We start from the raw sequence: 18,189 nt of genomic DNA, 5'->3' as shown, positions 1-18,189 counted from the left end.
ATGACGAGCGTTAGGGTGAGGAGGCCGAAACCCGCTGCCTGTCTTCCAACGGGAAGGAAGCACGAATGACCGGCGCCGACTGGCTTGTCGGGGACGCGCGTCGCAGCGTTGCCACCGAACGCATCTACGATGCCGCCGCCGACTTCCTTGCCCGAGACGGCCTTCATGCACTCGACATCGACAAACTGGCCAGACAGGTCCACTGCTCACGAGCCACGATCTACCGCTACGTGGGCGGCAAATCGGAGATCCGTAACGCCGTCATCCAACGAGCCGCGGCTCGTGTCACCCAGTCAGTGCGCTCGGCGGTCAAGGATCTCAGCGGGCGGGAACGACTCGTCACCGCGATCATCATGTCGGTTCAGCAAATCCGCGCGGACCCGTTGGGCCAATTGGTGATCAGCTCGATCCGCGGCGGCACCACCGAGGTGGCGTGGCTCTCGGAGTCCGACCTACTCGCAGACTTTGCCAGCGACCTCGCCGGACTCGCCGACGGGGACCCGCAGGCCGCGAGTTGGATTGTCCGGGTGGTGCTTTCGTTGATGTATTGGCCCGAGGCAGACGAGAAAATCGAACGCCAACTAATTGAGCAGTTCGTCGCGCCGGCCTTCGCGGAAACGGGTGGTCACGAAGCCGACGCAGCCTCGCCGAGTGACCAATGCGACTCCGCGAGGCCAGCTTTGGCTATCTGACCACTAGGCGCCCGGATGCGACCAGGGCGAGGCCCGGAAGGAGGCACGACAGGTGTCGACGAACGACTGGCTTGTCGACGGTGACCGACACGCGGTCGCCGTCGAGCGCATCTATGACGCCGCGAGTGACATGATCGCTGAGCACGGTTTCAACTCGCTCAACATCGACAAGCTATGCCAAAAGGTGCACTGTTCCCGAGCGACAATTTACCGCTACGTCGGCGGTAAGAACGAAATTCGCAATGTTGTCCTCGCCCGAGCGGCGGCCCGTATCGCCGACGCCGTTCGTGAGGAACTGGAGCACCTGAGCGGACGGGAGCGGCTTGTCTCCTCAATCATATTGTCGTTGCAGAAAGTTCGGTGCGATCCAGTCGGCAAGGTCATGATCGCTTCGATTCGGGGCGGTACCGGTGAGGTGGCCTGGCTCGCCAAGTCGCCCCTGCTGGCCGACGTTGCAACCGAGCTTGCAGGACTTGCCGGCGGTGATCCGCAAGCCGCGGAATGGGTTGTCCGCGTTGTCCTCTCGCTGATGTTCTGGCCGGGGCAAGACGAGGACGCCGAGCGTCAACTTGTCGAGCGGTTTGTCGCACCCGCATTCGAGCAATCGCAACGTGCCGCTGACCAGTCCGTCGGCGCCGTTTCTCCGACTTAAGGCGCAACTGCGACCGAAGGACACCTAGTCGTCGCCGAAAGCCTGGTAAAGCTGCGGCAGGAACCCGGCGAGATGGTTCATCTCCTGCGCGCAGTGCACGATCAGATTACGCCCGCTGGTCGCCGAGTCGCCCAAGATCCGTGCCGCGATGGGGCGCACCGCCTTTGACGCCACACCAGGCGCCTTGCGTACCGCAATGTGCGAGCCGCCCATCCAGAACCGGGAACGCATCTCGGACCCATGCTTGGTCGAGCGGATGTGATGGATGAACCATCCGACGTCCACGGGGGCATCACTGGCACCTAACCGGGCGCAGATCGCCACGGCCTCGGCGCTGTCTGGTGGACAGCCCATCTCTTCAGGTGCGACGAATTGAATTGCACCGTTGAGCAGCGACGAGCCGATGTACTCGCTGATCAACGACCAACGGCCGATGTAGCGCTGGGAACCGCTACGGTTGCCGTCGTTCCCGTCTTTCCCGTCTTTCCCGTCTTTCCAAGCGGCGGAAAGATGTGCTCGTGGGTGCCACAGCTTGTAGCGGCGACTGTCGCTGCCGTGCCAGCCGAACCACCATGACCACATCGCCGGCGTAACACCGGGCATGTCCGTCAGGACAGACACCTGATAACCGCCATCAGACAGAACGCCATACCCGTTCTCGGTCTGCTGGTATCCCTCGTCGGCCACACTCGCAGCGTCCTCGAACGCCAACAGCGCCATCTCACCTTGCGGGCCGTGCTGTAGTGCCTCGACGACATGCGTTGGCAGGGGCGCCATTACGGGCTTGAAGTACTTGGCCCACGGCGTGGTCGCGTCGTCACCGCGGTAGCCGAGGTAAAGGTCACCGGCCATCAGATCCGTCCCATCCAGCTGTTGAAGAGGCCATCTGGGTCGTATTCAGCACGCACCCGATCCAGCTTGGCCATGGCCGCGTCACTGGCGAACCGCGCCGGGCGCTGCCCGAGATTCTCATCGGCAAGCTGGATTCCCACAGCCAGGTCGGACATCGCCGCCATGTTGGACCGTGCCCAGTCGCCGTACTTCGCCTCATCCGCCGGGTCTTTCCACGACCCGTAGAGCGCCAGATAGACGTCGGCTTCGATGCTGTAGGCCATGTCTTGGCGCGGCGGTACCGGTCCCCAGTTCAACCAGAGGAAGTGGGCGGGATGCCCGGGCATCGTGTCGAGAATGTTGTGGATACCAGGTAGCAGGTCTTCGGCCGGCGCCGAGGTCCACATGTTGTCCACCGCGTAGTAATGGTCGGACAGATAGTGGCTCATCGCGACGTCGTACCACGTGGTCAAATCGGTTGGCATGTAGGGGATTTTGACCAACGCCTGGTCAGCGACCGGGCAGGTACCGAAAAGGGCGAGGGCCTGTTCGGCCTCGGCTTCAGAGTCGGCGAATGCGGGCGAGGCGAACGTGATCACGGGGACGTCGATGCCCATGTTCGGCTCACCACGAGAGGCGATGGCCTGCAACTCAACTCGCGGGTCGACTTCAGCGCCGACCGCGCGCGCCCAGGTGAAGACTTCGTCGGCCAGGTCGAACGGGTAGACGTACACGCTGGTGCCACAAACGGCAGGCTTGGGATACAACTTCAGGTAGAACGACGTCACAACCCCGAAGAAGCCGGGCCCGGCGCCCCGTGCCGCCCAGTAGAGGTCGGGATGCTGATCCTCGCTGCAGTGCACGTGTTCACCGTCGGCGGTGATCACGTCCAGGCCGATGACGCTCTCCACGGCCGGCCCGTAAATGCGGCTGTTCCACCCATATCCGCCCTGCAACAGGTATCCCCCGAGGCAGACGCCCTTGCAGTGGCCGCCGGGGAAGAACAGGTTTTCCGCTTGCAGGTCGGCCATGAGCAGGCTGCCCCCCTTACCGGGACCGGCTACGGCAACACCCTGTTCGGCGTCGATGCTGGCGTGATCGAGGCGGCTGACGTCGAGCAGAACCGATCCGTCGCGCAGATGGCTAGCGGCGAAACTGTGTCCGCCCGAGACGATGCTGACCTGATGGCCGTTGGCCTTGGCATAGCTAAGCCCCGCCTTGATGTCGTCGGCGTCGGCGGCCTGGACGATCACTTCGGGATAACGCGCGGGCACGCGTTGGTGCCAGACTGTCCCGCGACGGGCCTCCTCGTAACCGTCTTCATTCCGGAAGTAGTGACGGCCGGCGGGTAATGCGCTCATCCAGACCCCCTAGGTCCACATTCCGGATCTTCAAAATCCGAGATGCGGTAACTATAGTGGACGTGTGGGCCAACCGGAACGGCATTCAGCAACCAATCGTGACGAGGGGATACAGGTGCTGCGTCGGGCGGCTGCCGCGCTGGACGAGATCGCCGCGGAGCCGGGGACCCTGCGCCTCGTCGACTTGGGGGAACGGCTGGGCTTGGCCAAGTCGACCGTGCGACGGTTGATGGTCGGCCTGACCGAAGTCGGTTTGGTCAGCGCGGACCCGCATGGCCGCTTTTCGCTCGGTGAGCGCTTGCTGGGCTTCGGCAGCTCCACCGGCGCGCACATCGCGGCGATATTCCGTTCGACCATCGAACGGGTAGCGCGTGCAACCGACGGTGAAACCGTTGACCTCTCTCTCCTGCGTGGCCAACGCATGTTGTTCATCGACCAGATCGAATCAACACACCGCCTGCGCGCGGTTTCGGCCATCGGCGTCCGATTCCCGCTAGACGCAACCGCCAACGGGAAGGCAGCCCTCGCCGCGCTCGACGACGCCGACGCCGAGGCCGCATTTTCCCGGTTCGACACCGGGACAGCCGACAAGTTGCGCGCCGAGATCGCCGAGATTCGGCGCACGGGTGTCGCTTTCGACCGAGACGAACACACGCAAGGCATCTCCGCGGCAGCGGTTGCCAAGCGCATCAGCGGCGATAACGTGGTCGCGATCTCGGTGCCGACTCCAACCGAGCGGTTCCTCAAGAAGGAGGAGCGCATCGTCGCGGCATTGCGTGCAGCCGCCGAGTCGCCGGCCTGGACACGCTGACCATGCGCCAACACGTTGCCGCAGAGCGAAGTTAGCGCGGCCGCGGTACTTCCCCATTACCGCGGCCGTGCTCACCCCGCGTTCAACCAGTGGGCACCGGGGATCCGGCGAACAGGTGACCCCACTCGTCACGAGCCGCCGACTGAGCGTCAACAAGCGAGTGCGCCGAGTCGCGGCCGGCGCCGGCAAGGTGGACCAGCGCCCATGCCATCGCAAATATCGGAACCCGGTGTCGCCTTGCGGCAGTGTGCAGTTCGTCGAATGCCGCCTCGGAGTGGCAGCGGCGAACACCCATGAGGATCCCCCGTGCGGTGTCGAGTATGCGGCCGGAGTCTGGGCCCCACGACAGATGCGCGGGAGCCCAATTCGACGTCATACCGTGCCTACCTCCAAAATTGCGGACCCACCGATCCGCACCACCGACGAAGCGAACATCTTCGTTGCTGACTGCGGCATCTCGCTGGTGCGGGCGTAACGCCGCACCGTGCAATGATTTGTGGATTTCGTCCGCGGTGCCAGATCGTCGCAGACATTGATACGGGTCTGTGACCATCCCGGTATCGGCCTGAGGCGCCCGTTCGATTGCGGATGTCCAGTAGCTCCAATTAGCTTGCGAGGGCTAGCACTTCGTCGAAGCCGGCGATGATGCACTCGTGAAAGACGTCGTAATCCGGGATCGCGGCGGTGTCGACATTGACACCCAAGGCGCAGGTGTCGACATACGTCAACAACGTGACATTGACCGCCGCGCCGATCGTCGGGCCGAACGCGTACTGTGCGCGCACCGCGGCGCCGCCGAGGTACACCGGCACCGGAATACCAGGGACGTCGCTTGCCGTGAAGTCGACGTGCCGAAGGACCGAGCCGATGTACCACCGTGGCATCAGGTTGAGCATGCCCGCGATCAATTGCGTGTAGGGCAACGTCTTTTCACGGCGTACGGCGGAGGCGCGCTCGTGTATCGCCCTGATCCGTTGTGCCGGGTCGGCCTCTCCGGCGGGAACGTCGAAACGCATCAACGTGATTTGGTTGCCGCCCATGTCGTCCGTCTGTGTCCGGAGACTGATCGGCATCGAGATGTGAAGGTCGCCAACCGGAACGTCGTGCTTCTCGTGGTACAGCCGCAGGCCGCCCGCCACTGCCGCGACGAACGCATCGTTGAGTGCACCACCACACCGGTGCGCCGCCCCACGCAGTTGTGGTCGCGACACCTCGTGTACGTCGAGATGACGGTTCAAACCGCGTTCCTTTGTCAGCGCAGACCCGGTGCGATTGATGGGACGGACGGTCCGGTAGATCGATGTCGCGTGGGCTGCGGCCGACTGCACCGTGGCGATAGGCCGACGTACACCGTCGTAGAGGAGTCGGGGCGCCCACCTGGCCGCGGCCGTCACCCCGCCGGCCAGCAGCGAAGTGTTATAGCGCAAGGTGTCGCGGTACGGGCCAAACCGGGCGGGCCGCGGCACCTCCGCTGCGTCAGGGAGGGGCGCATGCTCGGGCAGGTCTTCCGAGAGGTCGAACAGGTTCATCGCAATCTGGACGCCACCCACACCGTCGGTCAGGGCATGATGGAACTTGCAGATCAATGCCGCCGCACCGTTTTCCAACCCGTCGACCAATGTCGTCTCCCATAACGCCCGAGCCCGGTCGAAGTCCTGCATCTCGGCGACCCGAGCCATCTCGAGCACATCGGCGAGTGTGCCCGATCCCGAGATGCTCACTCGTCGCATGTGATAGTCCAGGTCGAAATCCGCGTCATACTCCCAGCGCGGCGGTGCCGGCGGCACGGATGTGACCACGCGCTCGCGGAACATGGGTAGCTTGCGACTTATCGCATCGAAGCGTCGGCGGACCTCATCCCAGTCCGGGGACCGGTCCAGCACAATCACGCTCACCACGGTCGACCGTAGTCGCGGATCGCTCTCCATTGTCCAGGTGAACGTGTCGCTGTTGCGCATGAACTCGGCCATCGGGTCCTCCCGCTCACAACCTACGACGAGCGAGGAAGAATGTCAGTGAAATACTGACCGACAAGGACTTTCGTCCCTCCAAGTGAGGCCATCAGTCCTCACTGCTGCGGCTGCCCGAGGGCGAACCGAAACGTTGCGCGCTAGTTGCCGAGAACCCGTCGGGTGTAGTCGTTGAGGAAGGCGCGATCGGGGTCGAGTCGATCCCTGACGGCTGCGAAACGGTCCCACTCGGGATAGCGGTCTCGCAGTGTCGCCGCACTCTGGTAATGACGCTTGCCCCAATGTGGCCGGCCCGCATAGTCGTCCATGATTTCTTCAACGGCACGGAAGTAGCTTTCGAACTCCATGCCGGCGTATTGATGAACGGCGATGTAGCACGTCTCGCGCCCGTACGCGCACGACAGGAACGCGTCGTCAGCGGCACCCCAGCGCACCTCAAGAGGAAACATGATCGGTAGGTTGCGACGGCGTACGAGGTCGATGACGCGCTCTACGGCGGTGGCCGCATGCGCGCGCGGGATCGCGTACTCCATCTCGGTGAACTTGACGTTGCGCGCGCTTGCGTAGACCCGCCACCCATGGTCTTGCACGGTGGATGGTGACATCAAGCTGGTCAGCACGCGGTTCAGCCGCGGTGCAGCGGCCGGAAAGAGTTGCCCAGTGCGACAGAAGAGGTCCAGCCCAGTGTTTTCGATCGTGTCACTGATGGTGCGCTTCCATCCGGGCACGGGCTTTGGCTCCTCGTTGCTGCGACGGGTACTGCGCGCCAGCACCTTGTCCGCATGCGGGAACACGAAGAACTCGAAGTGATCGTTCCCGTCCACGAGCTCGTCGAGTCGCTCGAGCGTCGTGGTCAGCGGAAGTACTTCGTCAGTGCGGTGCAGTGTGAACAGCGGAACCACTCGCAGGGTGACTTGCGAAATGACCCCTAGCGCACCGATCGACACTCGCGCCGCAAGGTATTCGTCGCCTTCCGAAAGAGTCAGGATGTCACCGGCTGCGGTGACCAGCCGTAGCGCAGTGATCTGTGCCGAAACGTTGGTGAACCGGGCTCCGGTGCCATGCGTCGCGTTGGCCGTTGCACCGGTGATCGATTGCTTGTCAATGTCGCCCTGGTTCTCCAGCCCCAACCCGTGGTGCGCCAACTGCGCGAACAGCGGGTGCAGTTTGGCGCCGCCCTCGACCGTGGCCAGCCCGTTGGCCGAGTCCACCTCGATGACCCGTTGCAAGCCACTCATGTCGATCATGACCCCGTCGGTGCAGGCGCAGTCGGTGAAGGAATGCCCGCTGCCAACCGCGCGCACCCGCTCTCCGCTGCTCGCCGCTTTCGCGACCATCTCGGCCAACTCTGCCTCCGAGGCCGGACGCAACACGGCCGACGGTGCGCAAGATTGGTCTCCAGCCCAGTTAATCCACCTCGCGGTCATCGCGTCAGCTCCTCGGTCTGGGATCGGCGGAACGACAGCCGGGCACAAACCTACGACGGTTGGGACGCAACGTCATCGGCCTATAGCCGAGTGGTGACTTTAGTCCCTGAAGCAGGGGCCTTTGGTCAATCTGACGGAGCCAGCACAACTGGGGCTGTTCAGTTGTGCTACAGCAACTTTAGGGTCGGTATCAGTTGCCGAAGACCCGGCGGGTGTAGTCGTTGAGGAATGTCCGGTTGGGGTCGAGCCGGTCGCGGACCGCGATGAACTTGTCCCAGTCGGGATAGCGGTCGCGCAGCGTGGCCGCGTTCTGGTAGTGGCGCTTGCCCCAATGCGGTCGTCCGTTGTATTCGTCCATGATTTCCTCGACGGCCCGGAAGTAGTTTTCGAACTCCATGCCCTTGAATTGGTGAACAGCGATGTAGCAGGTTTCTCGCCCGTTCGCCGTTGACAGGAAGGAGTCGTCCCCTGCCGAGAAACGCACCTCGAGCGGGAACATGACTGGCAGCTTGCGACGCCGCACCAGCTCGATGACCCGATGGACCGCCTCGCGACCGTGCGCGCGCGGTATCGCGTACTCCATCTCGGTGAACCTGACGTTGCGCTGCGTCGCGAAGACTCGGTAAGCGCGGTCTTGGGTGGTGCTGTCCGACATCTGGCCGGCCATGAAGCGATTCAGCCGCGGTGCCAGGTGGGGGAAGCGTCGGCCGGTCTGACAGACCAGGCTCAGCCCCCGGTTCTCGAACTCTTCGCCGACGGTGCGCTTCCACTCCGGTGTGGGTTGGGGCTCCTCGTTGCTGCGACGCATGGTGCGGGTCAGCGCCGTGTCCGCGTAGGGGAAGACGAAGAACTCGAAATGGTCATTGCCCTCGACCAATTCGTCCAGGCGGTCCAGGGTTTCGGCTAGCGGGCGCTTCTCGTCGCGCCGGTGCAACGTGAATAAGGGTGCCACTCTGAGGGTGACCTGCGAGATGATTCCGAGCGCACCGACCGCGACCCGCGCCGCCAGGTAATCGTCGCCCTCGGAAAGGCTCAGCACCTCGCCGCCGGCGGTGACCAGCCGCAGCGAGACGATGTTCGCCGACAAGTTGGTGAACCGCAGACCCGTTCCGTGTGTCGCGGTGGAGGTTGCGCCGGTGATCGATTGGGGGTCGACGTCGCCCTGATTCTCCAGCCCGAGTCCGAGCCGCTCGAGTTGGGGCCCCAGCTGGCGCAGCTTTGCGCCACCCTCGACCGTCACCAGGTTCTTCTCCGGGTCCGATCCAACGACCCGCTGCAAGCCGGTCAAGTCGAGCATGACGCCATCCGTGCAGGCGCAGTCGGTGAACGAATGACCACTGCCGACGGCACGTACCCGCTCCCCTCGCTTGGCTGCCTGCGCAACCACATCGGCGAGCTCGGCCTCCGAAGTCGGCCGCACAATCGACGACGGCGCACATAACTGGTCGCCCGCCCAGTTGCTCCATCTTTGAGTCACTGCACCAACTCCTTGTTAGCGATTCGCAGTTGAGATTCTCTGGTGGCATTCCGGGGCAGCGACAAGTGTTCGACTGTCCCGCAACGATTTCAGCATCAGAGGAAGGTCCGTCCCTCACCCCGGTAGGTCGGCACGGTGTCGACGATTTCAGCGCCGCGGACCAAATGCAGACGGTCGAAACGCTCACACAACTCGCCGGACTTCGTGTGACGGAAATAGACCTTGTCGCCAATCTTCAGTCGCGTGGCGGCATCACCGGTCAGCGGTGTTTGCACCTCGCCGGTGCCCTCTATCGGGTTGAGCTTCAACCCGATCGGCAGGTAGGGAGTCGGCATGCGGTCCTTGGCACCAACCCCACTCGCGAGGTAACCGCCGCCCAGCGCGGTCACCGTCTTCTCGTCTGGCCTGCGGCAGATGGGCAGCGCGAACATCGCTGCCGGCTCCAGGGTGAACGAGGAGTAAGTGTCGAACAGTGTGGGCGCGTAGAACCCGGATCCCGCGGTCGCTTCGGTCATCGCCGGCTCTTGGGCAACCAACTGGAGGTCGCCGGTGCCACCCGCGTTGACGATTTTGAGGTCCGCGACTTCGCGGACGAGTTCGACGGCTCGAGCGCGCCGTTCGCGCAATTCCGCGATTGACCGGCGTTGCATCCACCCGACGATGGCGTTTTGTGCGTGCTTGCCGGCGACTCGGTCGCCGAAGCCTGCGATGTGGCCCTCGTAGGACATCAGCGCGACAAGTTTGAGGTTCGGCCGTCGCGCAATAGCCTCCGCGAGGGCCCGCGCCTGTTCGGGTGTGTGCAGGGGTGAACGCTTTGGTCCGATCTTCACGCGGCCCCCGGCGGGCCAATAGCCGGCGTCAAGATCGATGCACAACCGCACCGGGTTGCTGGTCACCCTTTCGATCAGGTCGAGGTGCTCAACGCTGTCAACCATCACGATGGGCGCCGAATCGGGGCGCTCCGCCGTGAGTTCGCCCAACGCGCGCAGCGCCGCCCGGTCGGTGGCCGGATAGGCAAGCAACAAGTTTTCGAAGCCATGACCGGCCAGCCACAACGTCTCGGCCAGCGTGAACGTCATCAGCCCGTCGAATCGGTCATGTGAATCGAGGATCTCGCGCTGTAACGGCCTGCAGCGCAACGACTTCGAGGCCACCCGGATAGGCTTGTCGCCCGCCCGGGACAGCAACTGCCGGGCGTTGCTCCACATCGCGTCGAGGTCAACAAACGCGAACGGCGCATCCAGTTCCGCGAATGCTTCTTCGTACCGGCGCAGCCGGCTAGCCGGGTCCAGGCGCGCCGACCCTTCGCGACCAACCACCTCGTGCACGCCGTCACCTTACTGAACCAGGCGAAGTTCTCACAGTGTGTTTGCCGCGTTGTGCCGCGTGATTCGCAAATCGTGACCCAACGATGTGCGGTTTGACCAATTGCGGGTGATTCCTATTGGCGAGTGATATGCAAAGTGCCTATTTGCACTGCACCGAACGTCGGGTAGGGCCGGGCTACGAGGCCCCGTTCAGCCGGTTCTCCCGACAACAATCCCCGCCGACCTCCCCGCCGTGGGCTCCTCCCGTGCCACCCGTGCCGCCGTCAACGAGGCCCTTTCCGCCCGCTCCTCCCGCGTCGCCGGAGTCTTAGCGCAAGGTCGTTTCACAGGACCGCTCCGGAATCCTTTGCTGCGGCGATCTCGTCCCAATCCAAACCCAGTTCGAGCAGGATCTCCTCGGTGTGCTGGCCGTGCTCGGGAGCGCGCGCCGGCGCCGGCGGTGTTTCGTTGAATTGCACCGGCGCAGCCACGATTCGGTATTGCCCGCCGTGATCGTCAGTGTTGACCACGACGTACCCGTTGGGTTCGACCTGCGGGTCATTCAGGGTTTCGCGCGGGGTCGCCAGCGCGGCCCACACCCCCGGCTCGTCTTTCAGCGCCCGCTGCCAATGCGCCAGGTCCTGGCTTGCAAACGCATTCGCGAAGATCTCGGTTGCTTCGGCGGCGTTGGCGATCAGGTTGGCCGAGGGTACGAAGCGCTCGTCGGCGACAAGCTCGGGAAGGCCCATGCGCTCACAGAAGCCGGCCCAGAACTTGTCGGGCTGCAAGAACACCAGCTGAATCCACCGATCGTCCTTCGTCTTGTACCGGGCCACCAGCGGGTTGATCACCACACCAGGGGGAGCCCCCGGGATGCCGTCGATGTCGAAGAAATCCGCCGCGGAGATCGACGGAGCGATGGCCCACATCGCCTGCGCCAGCAGCGATGAGTCGACGATGGTCGGCTCGCCGGTACGTTCTCGGTGGAAGAGTGCCGCGCACACGCCACCGGCCAGCGTCGCCCCGCCCTGCAAGTCGCCGAAAGCCGGCCCCTGGACCGCCGGTGTGTCGCTACCGAACGGTGTCAGCGTGTACGCGACCCCGCCCCGGGACAGATATGTGGCGGCATCGAAGCCACCCCGGTCGCGATCCGGACCCCGCACCCCCAATCCGGTGCCCCGCGCGATGATGATGTTCGGGTTGAAAGCCCGGATGTCCTCGACGGTCAATCGGGCTCGCTCGAGCGCGCCCGGTAGCCAGTTCGTCAAGAATACGTCCGCGGTGGCGAGCAACCGCCCGAACAGTTCTCGGCCCGTTTCCGACTTGAGATCGATCCCGATGCTGCGCTTGCCGCGGTTGCCCAACTCGAGAATGAAATCCGCATCGACGCGGGCAGCCTCCCGAGTGAAGGGGCCAACGACCAATGCGCGGCCCGGATCGCCCGACGCGACACCTTCCACCTTGATGACTTCGGCACCCCAATCCGACAGTGCCGCACCCGCCGACGGCACGTAAGTCCACGATGCCAGTTCGACTACCCGGACTCCGCTGAGTACCCCGGCCATCGCACCCCTCGGGTCGAGTGTATTTCTTGCTATTTTAGATATTCTAGCTACTGTTGACGCTATTGATAGCCCGGCTGCAGCCGCGCGCGGCTTTTCTACAAAGAGATGCGTTCGGAAGAGATGCGATGGAGCCGACCGTTGGCCCTGATGCGGTGCACGCACGGCTTGTCGTTTCGTCGGGCGATACCCGGGATACGCACTCAGCGAAGCGTTTTGGCCACCGGGCCAGTGCCGCGCGGCGCGTCACAGCACCGCTCGACGGTTGCGCTTTCTCAAGTCAAACGTGGCTGGCATCTTAAGTGGCTGGTACACAACGTGATACGTCGAGTAGCACCGTGAGCGAGCGCCATTACAGTCAACAACCGGCTGTCGAAGGGCGTCGGCACCGGCGAGGTCAGGTGTGTGCAGTGGCCGTCGCCTGGCCAGGAGACCATGGCGCAGCGATGGGCGTCACGCGGCGGTCCGACCACCGGTTGGTGACCACCTACCGCGGACTACATGACCTGATCGGCAAATCGACGTCATCACGTCACATTCGAAAATACGGAAAGGGCCGGAACGCATGGATCTCAACGAGACCCGCGAGAGAATCGTCTACGAAAAAGACGGTCCCATCGCCAAGATCACACTCAACTGGCCCGAGAAGGCCAACGCCCAAGACCAGAAGATGGCCGAGGAGGTCGACGCCGCGTTGCTGGATGCCGACCGTGACTACGACATCAAGGTGCTGGTGCTCAAGGCCAACGGCAAGGGCTTCTGCTCCGGACACGCCATCGGCAACAACGCGGTCGACTACCCCGCGTTCGTCGAAGGCGCGAAGGTGATGGGCCACCCGTGGAAGCCGCAGAGCGACCTCTTCGTCAAGCCGACGCTCAACCTGTGGGAGTTCCCCAAGCCGACGATCGCGCAGGTGCACGGGTACTGCGTCGGTGGCGGCACCCACATGGGCCTGACCACCGACATCGTGATCGCCGCCGACGACGCCTACTTCTCCTACCCGCCACTGCAGGGTTTCGGCATGCCATCCGGCGAATGCTCCATCGAGCCGTGGGTTTTCATGAACTGGCGCCGCGCGGCCTACTACCTTTACCTGGCCGAGGTGATCGACGCCAAGAAGGCGCTGGAAGTCGGTCTGGTCAACGAGGTCGTCCCGCGCGACCAACTGGACGCGCGGGTAGATGCGATCGCCCGCCACATCGCGCAAGCGCCGATGACGACCTTGCTCGCGACCAAAGCCAACCTCAAGCGGGCGTGGGAGCTGATGGGCATGCGGGTGCACTGGCAGAGTTCCAACGACCTGGTCGCACTCGCCTCCATCAGCAGGGATGTGCAGCAGCTGATCCAACAGGTCTTCAAGGACAAGGTGCTGCCCTCCGAACAGGCGCGACGACAGGCGGCAGCGGCCGCCTCAACCGACGACACCCCGGCGTCGTCCTGACGAGCGGCCCCTCGTGAACATCGCTGACCACGCGCGTACCGCCGCCGAGTCACCGGCGTTGATACTGGCCGACGGCGGCGTGATCTCCTACGGCCAGCTGTACGCGCGCAGCCAACGCGTCGCCGCCCTGTTGCACGACGCCGGACTGCGGCGCGGCGACGGCGTTGCGCTGGTCCTGCCGAACCGGGCCGAGTTCTTCGAGATCACCTGGGGCTGCCAGCTTTCCGGGCTCTACTACACCGCCGTCAACACGCACTTCACCGCGGACGAAGTGGCCTACGTGATCGACGATTCCGAGGCGAAAGCGGTGTTCGTCGATGCGTCATTGACCGACATCGCAACGCGTCTGGGCACGGCAAGCACAGCGGTGTGCACACACGTCGCTGTCGGCGGCGACCTACCCGGGTGGACGGCATACGAAGACGCGTTGGCGGGTGCCGGTCAGGCGCCGCCACTGTCGGACGGTTCGGAAATGCTGTACTCGTCCGGCACCACCGGGCGCCCCAAGGCCATTCGGCGCCCGCTGCCCACGGACGGCAACGGCTCCTGGGGTCAGGCTCTGCTGGAGACGGCACTGGTGCAGCGTTACGGCATGGAACCGTCGAGTGTGTACCTCTCCCCCGCGCCCCTCTACCACGCCGCAGGGATCAACTACGCAATGGCAGTGCATCGTGTCGGCGCGGCCTCAATACTCATCCCGAAGTTCGATGCCGAGAAGGTTCTCGCGGTTGTCGAAAGACACCGCGTCACCCACGCGCAGTTCGTGCCGACCATGTTCGTGCGCATGCTCAAGCTGCCCAAGGAGATCCGCGCCCAATACGATCTGTCGAGTTTGCGGTGCGTCGTCCATGCGGCCGCGCCGTGCCCGGTGGATGTCAAGTACCAGATGATGGACTGGCTCGGCCCGATCATCTACGAATACTACGGGGGCACAGAAGGATTCGCGGGATCGACGATAGATCCGCAGCAGTGGTTGGCACATCCCGGTTCCGTTGGCAAGCCATACAATCCGGTCCACGTGCTCGGCGAGGACGGCCAGGAATTGCCGCCCGGTCAGACGGGTGAGCTCTTCTTCGAAGGCGGGCCCGATTTCGAGTACTTCAAAGATCCCGTGAAGACGGCGTCGGTTTCCAACGACCGCGGGTGGCGTTCGCTGGGCGACATGGGCTACCTCGACGAGGACGGCTACCTCTACCTCACCGACCGGTCGACGTTCATGATCGTCTCCGGTGGGGTCAACATCTATCCGCAAGAGGTGGAGAACCTTCTGGTCATGCACCCCAAGCTCGTTGACGCGGCGGTCTTCGGAGTGCCAAATGATGAGTTCGGCGAGGAAGTCAAGGCGGTGGTGCAACCCGTTGCGGGAGTGCCCGTTTCCCCCGACGCCGCGGAGGCGCTGGAAGCCGAGATCATCGCGTACTGCCGGGAACACCTCGCCACGTACAAGTGTCCGCGGACCATCGATTTCGAGGCCGAGTTACCGCGGGATCCGAACGGAAAGCTCTACAAGCGACGCATCCGTGAGCGCTACTGGCAGGGACGAATGTCGCGGATCGTCTGAGTGAGGTGAAGCCACAATGAGCACCGATACCGACAGGTCACCGTTGCCGGTGCCGTGGGCCGTCCAGACCCCCGACCGCATTCCCAAACAGCGGTATTACGATCCCGAGTTCTACGCACTGGAAAACGAGATGTTCTGGCCGCGCGTGTGGCAGATGGCCTGTCGCCTCGAAGAGATTCCCAAAGCTGGTGACTTCGTCGAGTACGAAATCCTCGACCAGTCGCTCATCGTCGTTCGCATTGACGATGCCGACGTCCGCGCCTACCACAACGCATGTCGGCATCGCGGTGTGAAGCTCGTGGAAGGCAACGGATCCCGGCGTACCTTCGTCTGCCCGTTCCACGGGTGGTGTTGGGGTATTGACGGCCGAAACACCTACGTGGCGCGGGCGGAAGCCTTCGCCGAGCACAATCTGTGCGCCGAGGATCTGCAGCTCGTCCCGGTCAGGTGCGAACTCTGGGGCGGGTGCGCATGGATCAATCTGGATGACGCCGCGCCGCCCCTGCGGGAGTGTCTGGAGCCGTTCGCGTCGACCTACGATGCGTGGCTGGTCGAGTCGCTGCGTGTCGAATGGTGGCAATCATGCCGGCTTCCGGTGAACTGGAAGTTGGCGACGGCCGCGTTCATGGAGGGCTACCACGTCCCGCAGACCCACCCGCAACTGTTGCCGTCATCGCAATCCGGCGGGCCGGCCGGCCAGGATCGGGCGGTGCACCCGATCATTCAGAGCAGTCTGTACTTCATGCGAACGCTCGGCGTCGGCATGGGCGGCATGACGCACGAGAACGACGTCCGGATCGCCGAGGGGCTCCAGCACATGTCGCTGCCGTCGGATCCGGGTGAGGCGATGGCCGTATGGCGCAGCACCCTTAACGACGCAGTCGTGGCGTGGCACCGAGCCAGGGGTAGCTCGATGCCCGATCTCAACGATCTGGTGCGGCGGGGCATTGTCGACGCGATCGGTTTCGGCTTCCCCCACTACTTTCTGCTGCCCCAGTACAGCAGTGCGTCGTCGTACCGGATTCGTCCACTCGGCCCCGAGGAGACGCTCTTCGAGATCTGGTCGCTCACCCGGTTTCCGTCCGACATCTCGGCGGGCAAACCACAACCACCGGTACCGATGGCCCCAGACGACCCGCGGTGGCCGCCCATCCCGGCCCAGGACTTCTCGAACCTGCCTCGTCAGCAAAAAGGGCTGCACTCCAAGAGCTTTGACTACATGCGGCTGTCGCATCAGATCGAGGGGCTGATCTCGAATTTCGAGCGCGTCATCGACGGATTCCTCGCCGGCCTGCCCTACGAACCCCTGGTACCCGCGATACAGAAGACGAACACGACCATCGACGTCCCGATCGTCGACTTCGGTTTTACCCCGCGCGTCACGTCGGAGGCGCGATGAGCACCAAGTGGGATCGCTCGGTCGACCTGCTGATCGCGGGCAGCGGCGGTGGCGGCATGGTGGCCGGACTCGCCGCCCTCGACAGCGGCATCGAACCCCTGATCGTCGAAAAGCAGGCACTGGTAGGCGGTTCGACGGGGCTCTCCGGTGGCATCGTGTGGTTACCCAACAACCCGTTGATGCGGGCCGACGGCATCGCGGACTCCCACGAGGACGGCCTCGCCTACCTCGCCGACGTCGTGGGGGACATCGGCGCGGCCTCCTCCCCCGCCCGGCGCGAGAAGTTCCTCACCGCGGGGTACCAGATGATCGACTTTCTGATCCGCAACGGCGTTCGGCTGATCCGGTGTGCCGGCTACTGCGACTACTACCCGAATCACAGGGGTGGCAACGTATCCGGCCGTGCCGTCGAAGGAATCCCGTTCGACGCCGCCAAATTGGGCTGGTGGAGCGACAAGCTGCAGCCGTCGCTGGCCGAAAACTACGGATATGTGGTCCTGACCAACGAACTGCGTTCCGTGCAGTACTACAACCGATCGCTGCGTACCTTCGCCATTGCGACCAAGGTGTTCCTGCGCACCAGGGCCGCGCACGCGACCCGCCGCCGGCTGCTCACCAACGGCGCGTCGCTGATCGGCCAGATGCTCAAGGTCCTTATCGACATGAGCGACGGCAGCCCTCCATTGTGGACGAATGCCGCCATAGAGGATCTCGTCGTCGACGACGGCAGGGTGGTCGGCGGGCGGGTCCTCCACAACGGCGCCGCCGTGAATATCGAGGCGCGCAAGGGAGTTCTGTTGGCCGCGGGCGGCTTCAGCAGAAACGCCGACATGCGTCGCCAGTACAGCGGCGACCAACCCAACGACGGTTCGTGGTCGATCGCCAACGCGGGTGACACCGGAGAGGCATTGCAAGCCGCCATGCGCCTGGGCGCCAACACCGACCTGCTGGACGAGGCCTGGTGGCTGCCGTCCGTTTTCATCGCGAACGGCGGTGCGGCCGCGGGATCGCTGGGGCAAGGGCGGCAACGCCCCGGCGCCATCTATGTCGACTCCACCGGTAGACGGTTCTGCAACGAGTCGAACTCCTACGTGGAGGTCGGCAAGGCGATGTATGCGAATAAGGCCGTACCGTGCTGGATGATTTTCGACGAGGGGTACGTGCGCCGGTACGTTGCCGGCACCAATCCACTCAAGCGCGAGCATCTGCCGGCCGCCTTGATCGAGAGCGGCGCCGTCAAGCGGGCCGGCAGCGTCGGCGACCTCGCTCGCCAAATCGACCTTCCCGCCGACGAACTCGCCAAGACGATCCAGCGGTTCAACCGGTTCGCGGCCGAGGGCCTAGATCCCGACTTCGGACGCGGGCAGTCGGCATACAACGATTGCCTCGGGGATCCCGGCTACCGGCCCAACAGGGCTCTCGGTCCCCTTGACCGGGCGCCCTACTACGCGACCCGGGTGCTACCGGCGGATGTCGGGACGTGCGGCGGAGTGATCACCAACGAATACGCGCAGGTTCTCGACCAGCAGGACCGGGTGATCGAAGGGCTTTATGCCACCGGTAATACCACCGCGACGGTGATGGGCCGCACGTATCCCGGCGCGGGGGCGAGCATCTCGAATTCGATGGTGTTCGGCTACGTCGCCGCCCGGCACGCCGCCAATCACTAAGCCCGCTCACCACTAACCCCGCGAGCAG

The 18,189-nt window shown here is 64.1% G+C and carries 15 protein-coding genes and 1 pseudogene; 8 read left to right on the top strand and 8 right to left on the bottom strand.

All coding sequences use genetic code 11. The features are described 5' to 3' along the window. Window positions 1–65 precede the first annotated feature (65 nt). Window positions 66–692 (top strand): TetR/AcrR family transcriptional regulator, encoded by a 627-nt coding sequence (locus G6N68_RS13080; protein WP_163712638.1) that lies wholly within the window; start codon window positions 66–68, stop codon window positions 690–692. A 52-nt stretch (window positions 693–744) separates the two neighbouring features. Further along, window positions 745–1,344 (top strand): TetR/AcrR family transcriptional regulator, encoded by a 600-nt coding sequence (locus G6N68_RS13075; RefSeq protein WP_163712635.1) that lies wholly within the window; start codon window positions 745–747, stop codon window positions 1,342–1,344. Window positions 1,345–1,368: 24 nt separating this feature from the next. Here G6N68_RS13075 and G6N68_RS13070 read toward each other — a convergent pair whose 3' ends face one another. Both G6N68_RS13070 and G6N68_RS13065 read right to left on the bottom strand, forming a co-directional pair. Continuing rightward, window positions 1,369–2,196 (bottom strand): DAPG hydrolase family protein, encoded by an 828-nt coding sequence (locus tag G6N68_RS13070; RefSeq protein ID WP_163712632.1) that lies wholly within the window; start codon window positions 2,194–2,196, stop codon window positions 1,369–1,371. Then, the gene (locus G6N68_RS13065; protein ID WP_163712629.1) at window positions 2,196–3,536 is read right to left on the bottom strand and encodes an FAD-binding oxidoreductase; all 1,341 of its coding nucleotides are present in this window, start codon (window positions 3,534–3,536) and stop codon (window positions 2,196–2,198) included. The genes G6N68_RS13070 and G6N68_RS13065 overlap by 1 nt, the downstream gene beginning before the upstream one ends. A 64-nt stretch (window positions 3,537–3,600) precedes the next feature. On the opposite strand from G6N68_RS13065, the gene G6N68_RS13060 reads away from it, so the two are divergent. Further along, complete coding sequence (locus tag G6N68_RS13060) at window positions 3,601–4,347, top strand: IclR family transcriptional regulator (RefSeq protein ID WP_163712626.1); 747 nt, start codon at window positions 3,601–3,603, stop codon at window positions 4,345–4,347. Between the two features lie 82 nt (window positions 4,348–4,429). Here the strand turns inward: G6N68_RS13060 and G6N68_RS13055 are convergent, their stop codons facing one another. The 6 genes from G6N68_RS13055 to G6N68_RS13030 form a co-directional block, all read right to left on the bottom strand. Next, complete coding sequence (locus G6N68_RS13055; protein WP_163712622.1) at window positions 4,430–4,723, bottom strand: ANTAR domain-containing protein; 294 nt, start codon at window positions 4,721–4,723, stop codon at window positions 4,430–4,432. A gap of 229 nt (window positions 4,724–4,952) precedes the next feature. Further along, a complete protein-coding gene (locus G6N68_RS13050; protein WP_163712619.1) occupies window positions 4,953–6,317 on the bottom strand; it encodes a wax ester/triacylglycerol synthase domain-containing protein in 1,365 nt (454 codons plus the stop codon). A gap of 140 nt (window positions 6,318–6,457) precedes the next feature. Continuing rightward, a complete protein-coding gene (locus G6N68_RS13045) occupies window positions 6,458–7,744 on the bottom strand; it encodes a D-arabinono-1,4-lactone oxidase (RefSeq protein WP_163712616.1) in 1,287 nt (428 codons plus the stop codon). A gap of 190 nt (window positions 7,745–7,934) precedes the next feature. Further along, window positions 7,935–9,221 (bottom strand): D-arabinono-1,4-lactone oxidase, encoded by a 1,287-nt coding sequence (locus G6N68_RS13040; protein WP_163712612.1) that lies wholly within the window; start codon window positions 9,219–9,221, stop codon window positions 7,935–7,937. 95 nt (window positions 9,222–9,316) lie between these two features. After that, window positions 9,317–10,549, bottom strand: a complete 1,233-nt coding sequence (locus G6N68_RS13035) for an amino acid deaminase/aldolase (RefSeq protein ID WP_163712609.1) — start codon at window positions 10,547–10,549, stop codon at window positions 9,317–9,319. A 323-nt stretch (window positions 10,550–10,872) separates the two neighbouring features. Next, complete coding sequence (locus tag G6N68_RS13030; protein WP_163712605.1) at window positions 10,873–12,093, bottom strand: CaiB/BaiF CoA transferase family protein; 1,221 nt, start codon at window positions 12,091–12,093, stop codon at window positions 10,873–10,875. Window positions 12,094–12,441: 348 nt separating this feature from the next. Between G6N68_RS13030 and G6N68_RS30795 the strand changes: the two are divergent. From G6N68_RS30795 to G6N68_RS13010, 5 genes and pseudogenes are all read left to right on the top strand, one after another. Then, window positions 12,442–12,650: pseudogene (locus G6N68_RS30795) on the top strand (thiamine pyrophosphate-dependent dehydrogenase E1 component subunit alpha); the annotation flags it as partial. Window positions 12,651–12,655: 5 nt separating this feature from the next. Continuing rightward, window positions 12,656–13,531: an enoyl-CoA hydratase-related protein gene (locus G6N68_RS13025; protein WP_163712602.1), complete on the top strand. Its 876-nt coding sequence runs from the start codon at window positions 12,656–12,658 to the stop codon at window positions 13,529–13,531. Window positions 13,532–13,544: 13 nt separating this feature from the next. Beyond that, window positions 13,545–15,092, top strand: a complete 1,548-nt coding sequence (locus G6N68_RS13020; protein ID WP_163712598.1) for an acyl-CoA synthetase — start codon at window positions 13,545–13,547, stop codon at window positions 15,090–15,092. A 16-nt stretch (window positions 15,093–15,108) separates the two neighbouring features. After that, a complete protein-coding gene (locus G6N68_RS13015) occupies window positions 15,109–16,491 on the top strand; it encodes an aromatic ring-hydroxylating oxygenase subunit alpha (RefSeq protein WP_163712595.1) in 1,383 nt (460 codons plus the stop codon). After that, on the top strand, window positions 16,488–18,161 hold the full coding sequence (locus G6N68_RS13010) for an FAD-binding protein (RefSeq protein WP_163712592.1): 1,674 nt from the start codon (window positions 16,488–16,490) through the stop codon (window positions 18,159–18,161). Before G6N68_RS13015 ends, G6N68_RS13010 begins: the two co-directional genes overlap by 4 nt. Window positions 18,162–18,189 lie beyond the last annotated feature (28 nt).

The sequence above is a fragment of the Mycobacterium bourgelatii genome, assembly GCF_010723575.1.
GTDB classification, from domain to species: Bacteria; Actinomycetota; Actinomycetes; order Mycobacteriales; family Mycobacteriaceae; genus Mycobacterium; species Mycobacterium bourgelatii.
Note: the sequence above shows the minus strand (reverse complement) of the source record. Positions and strands in the feature narration are given on the sequence as shown.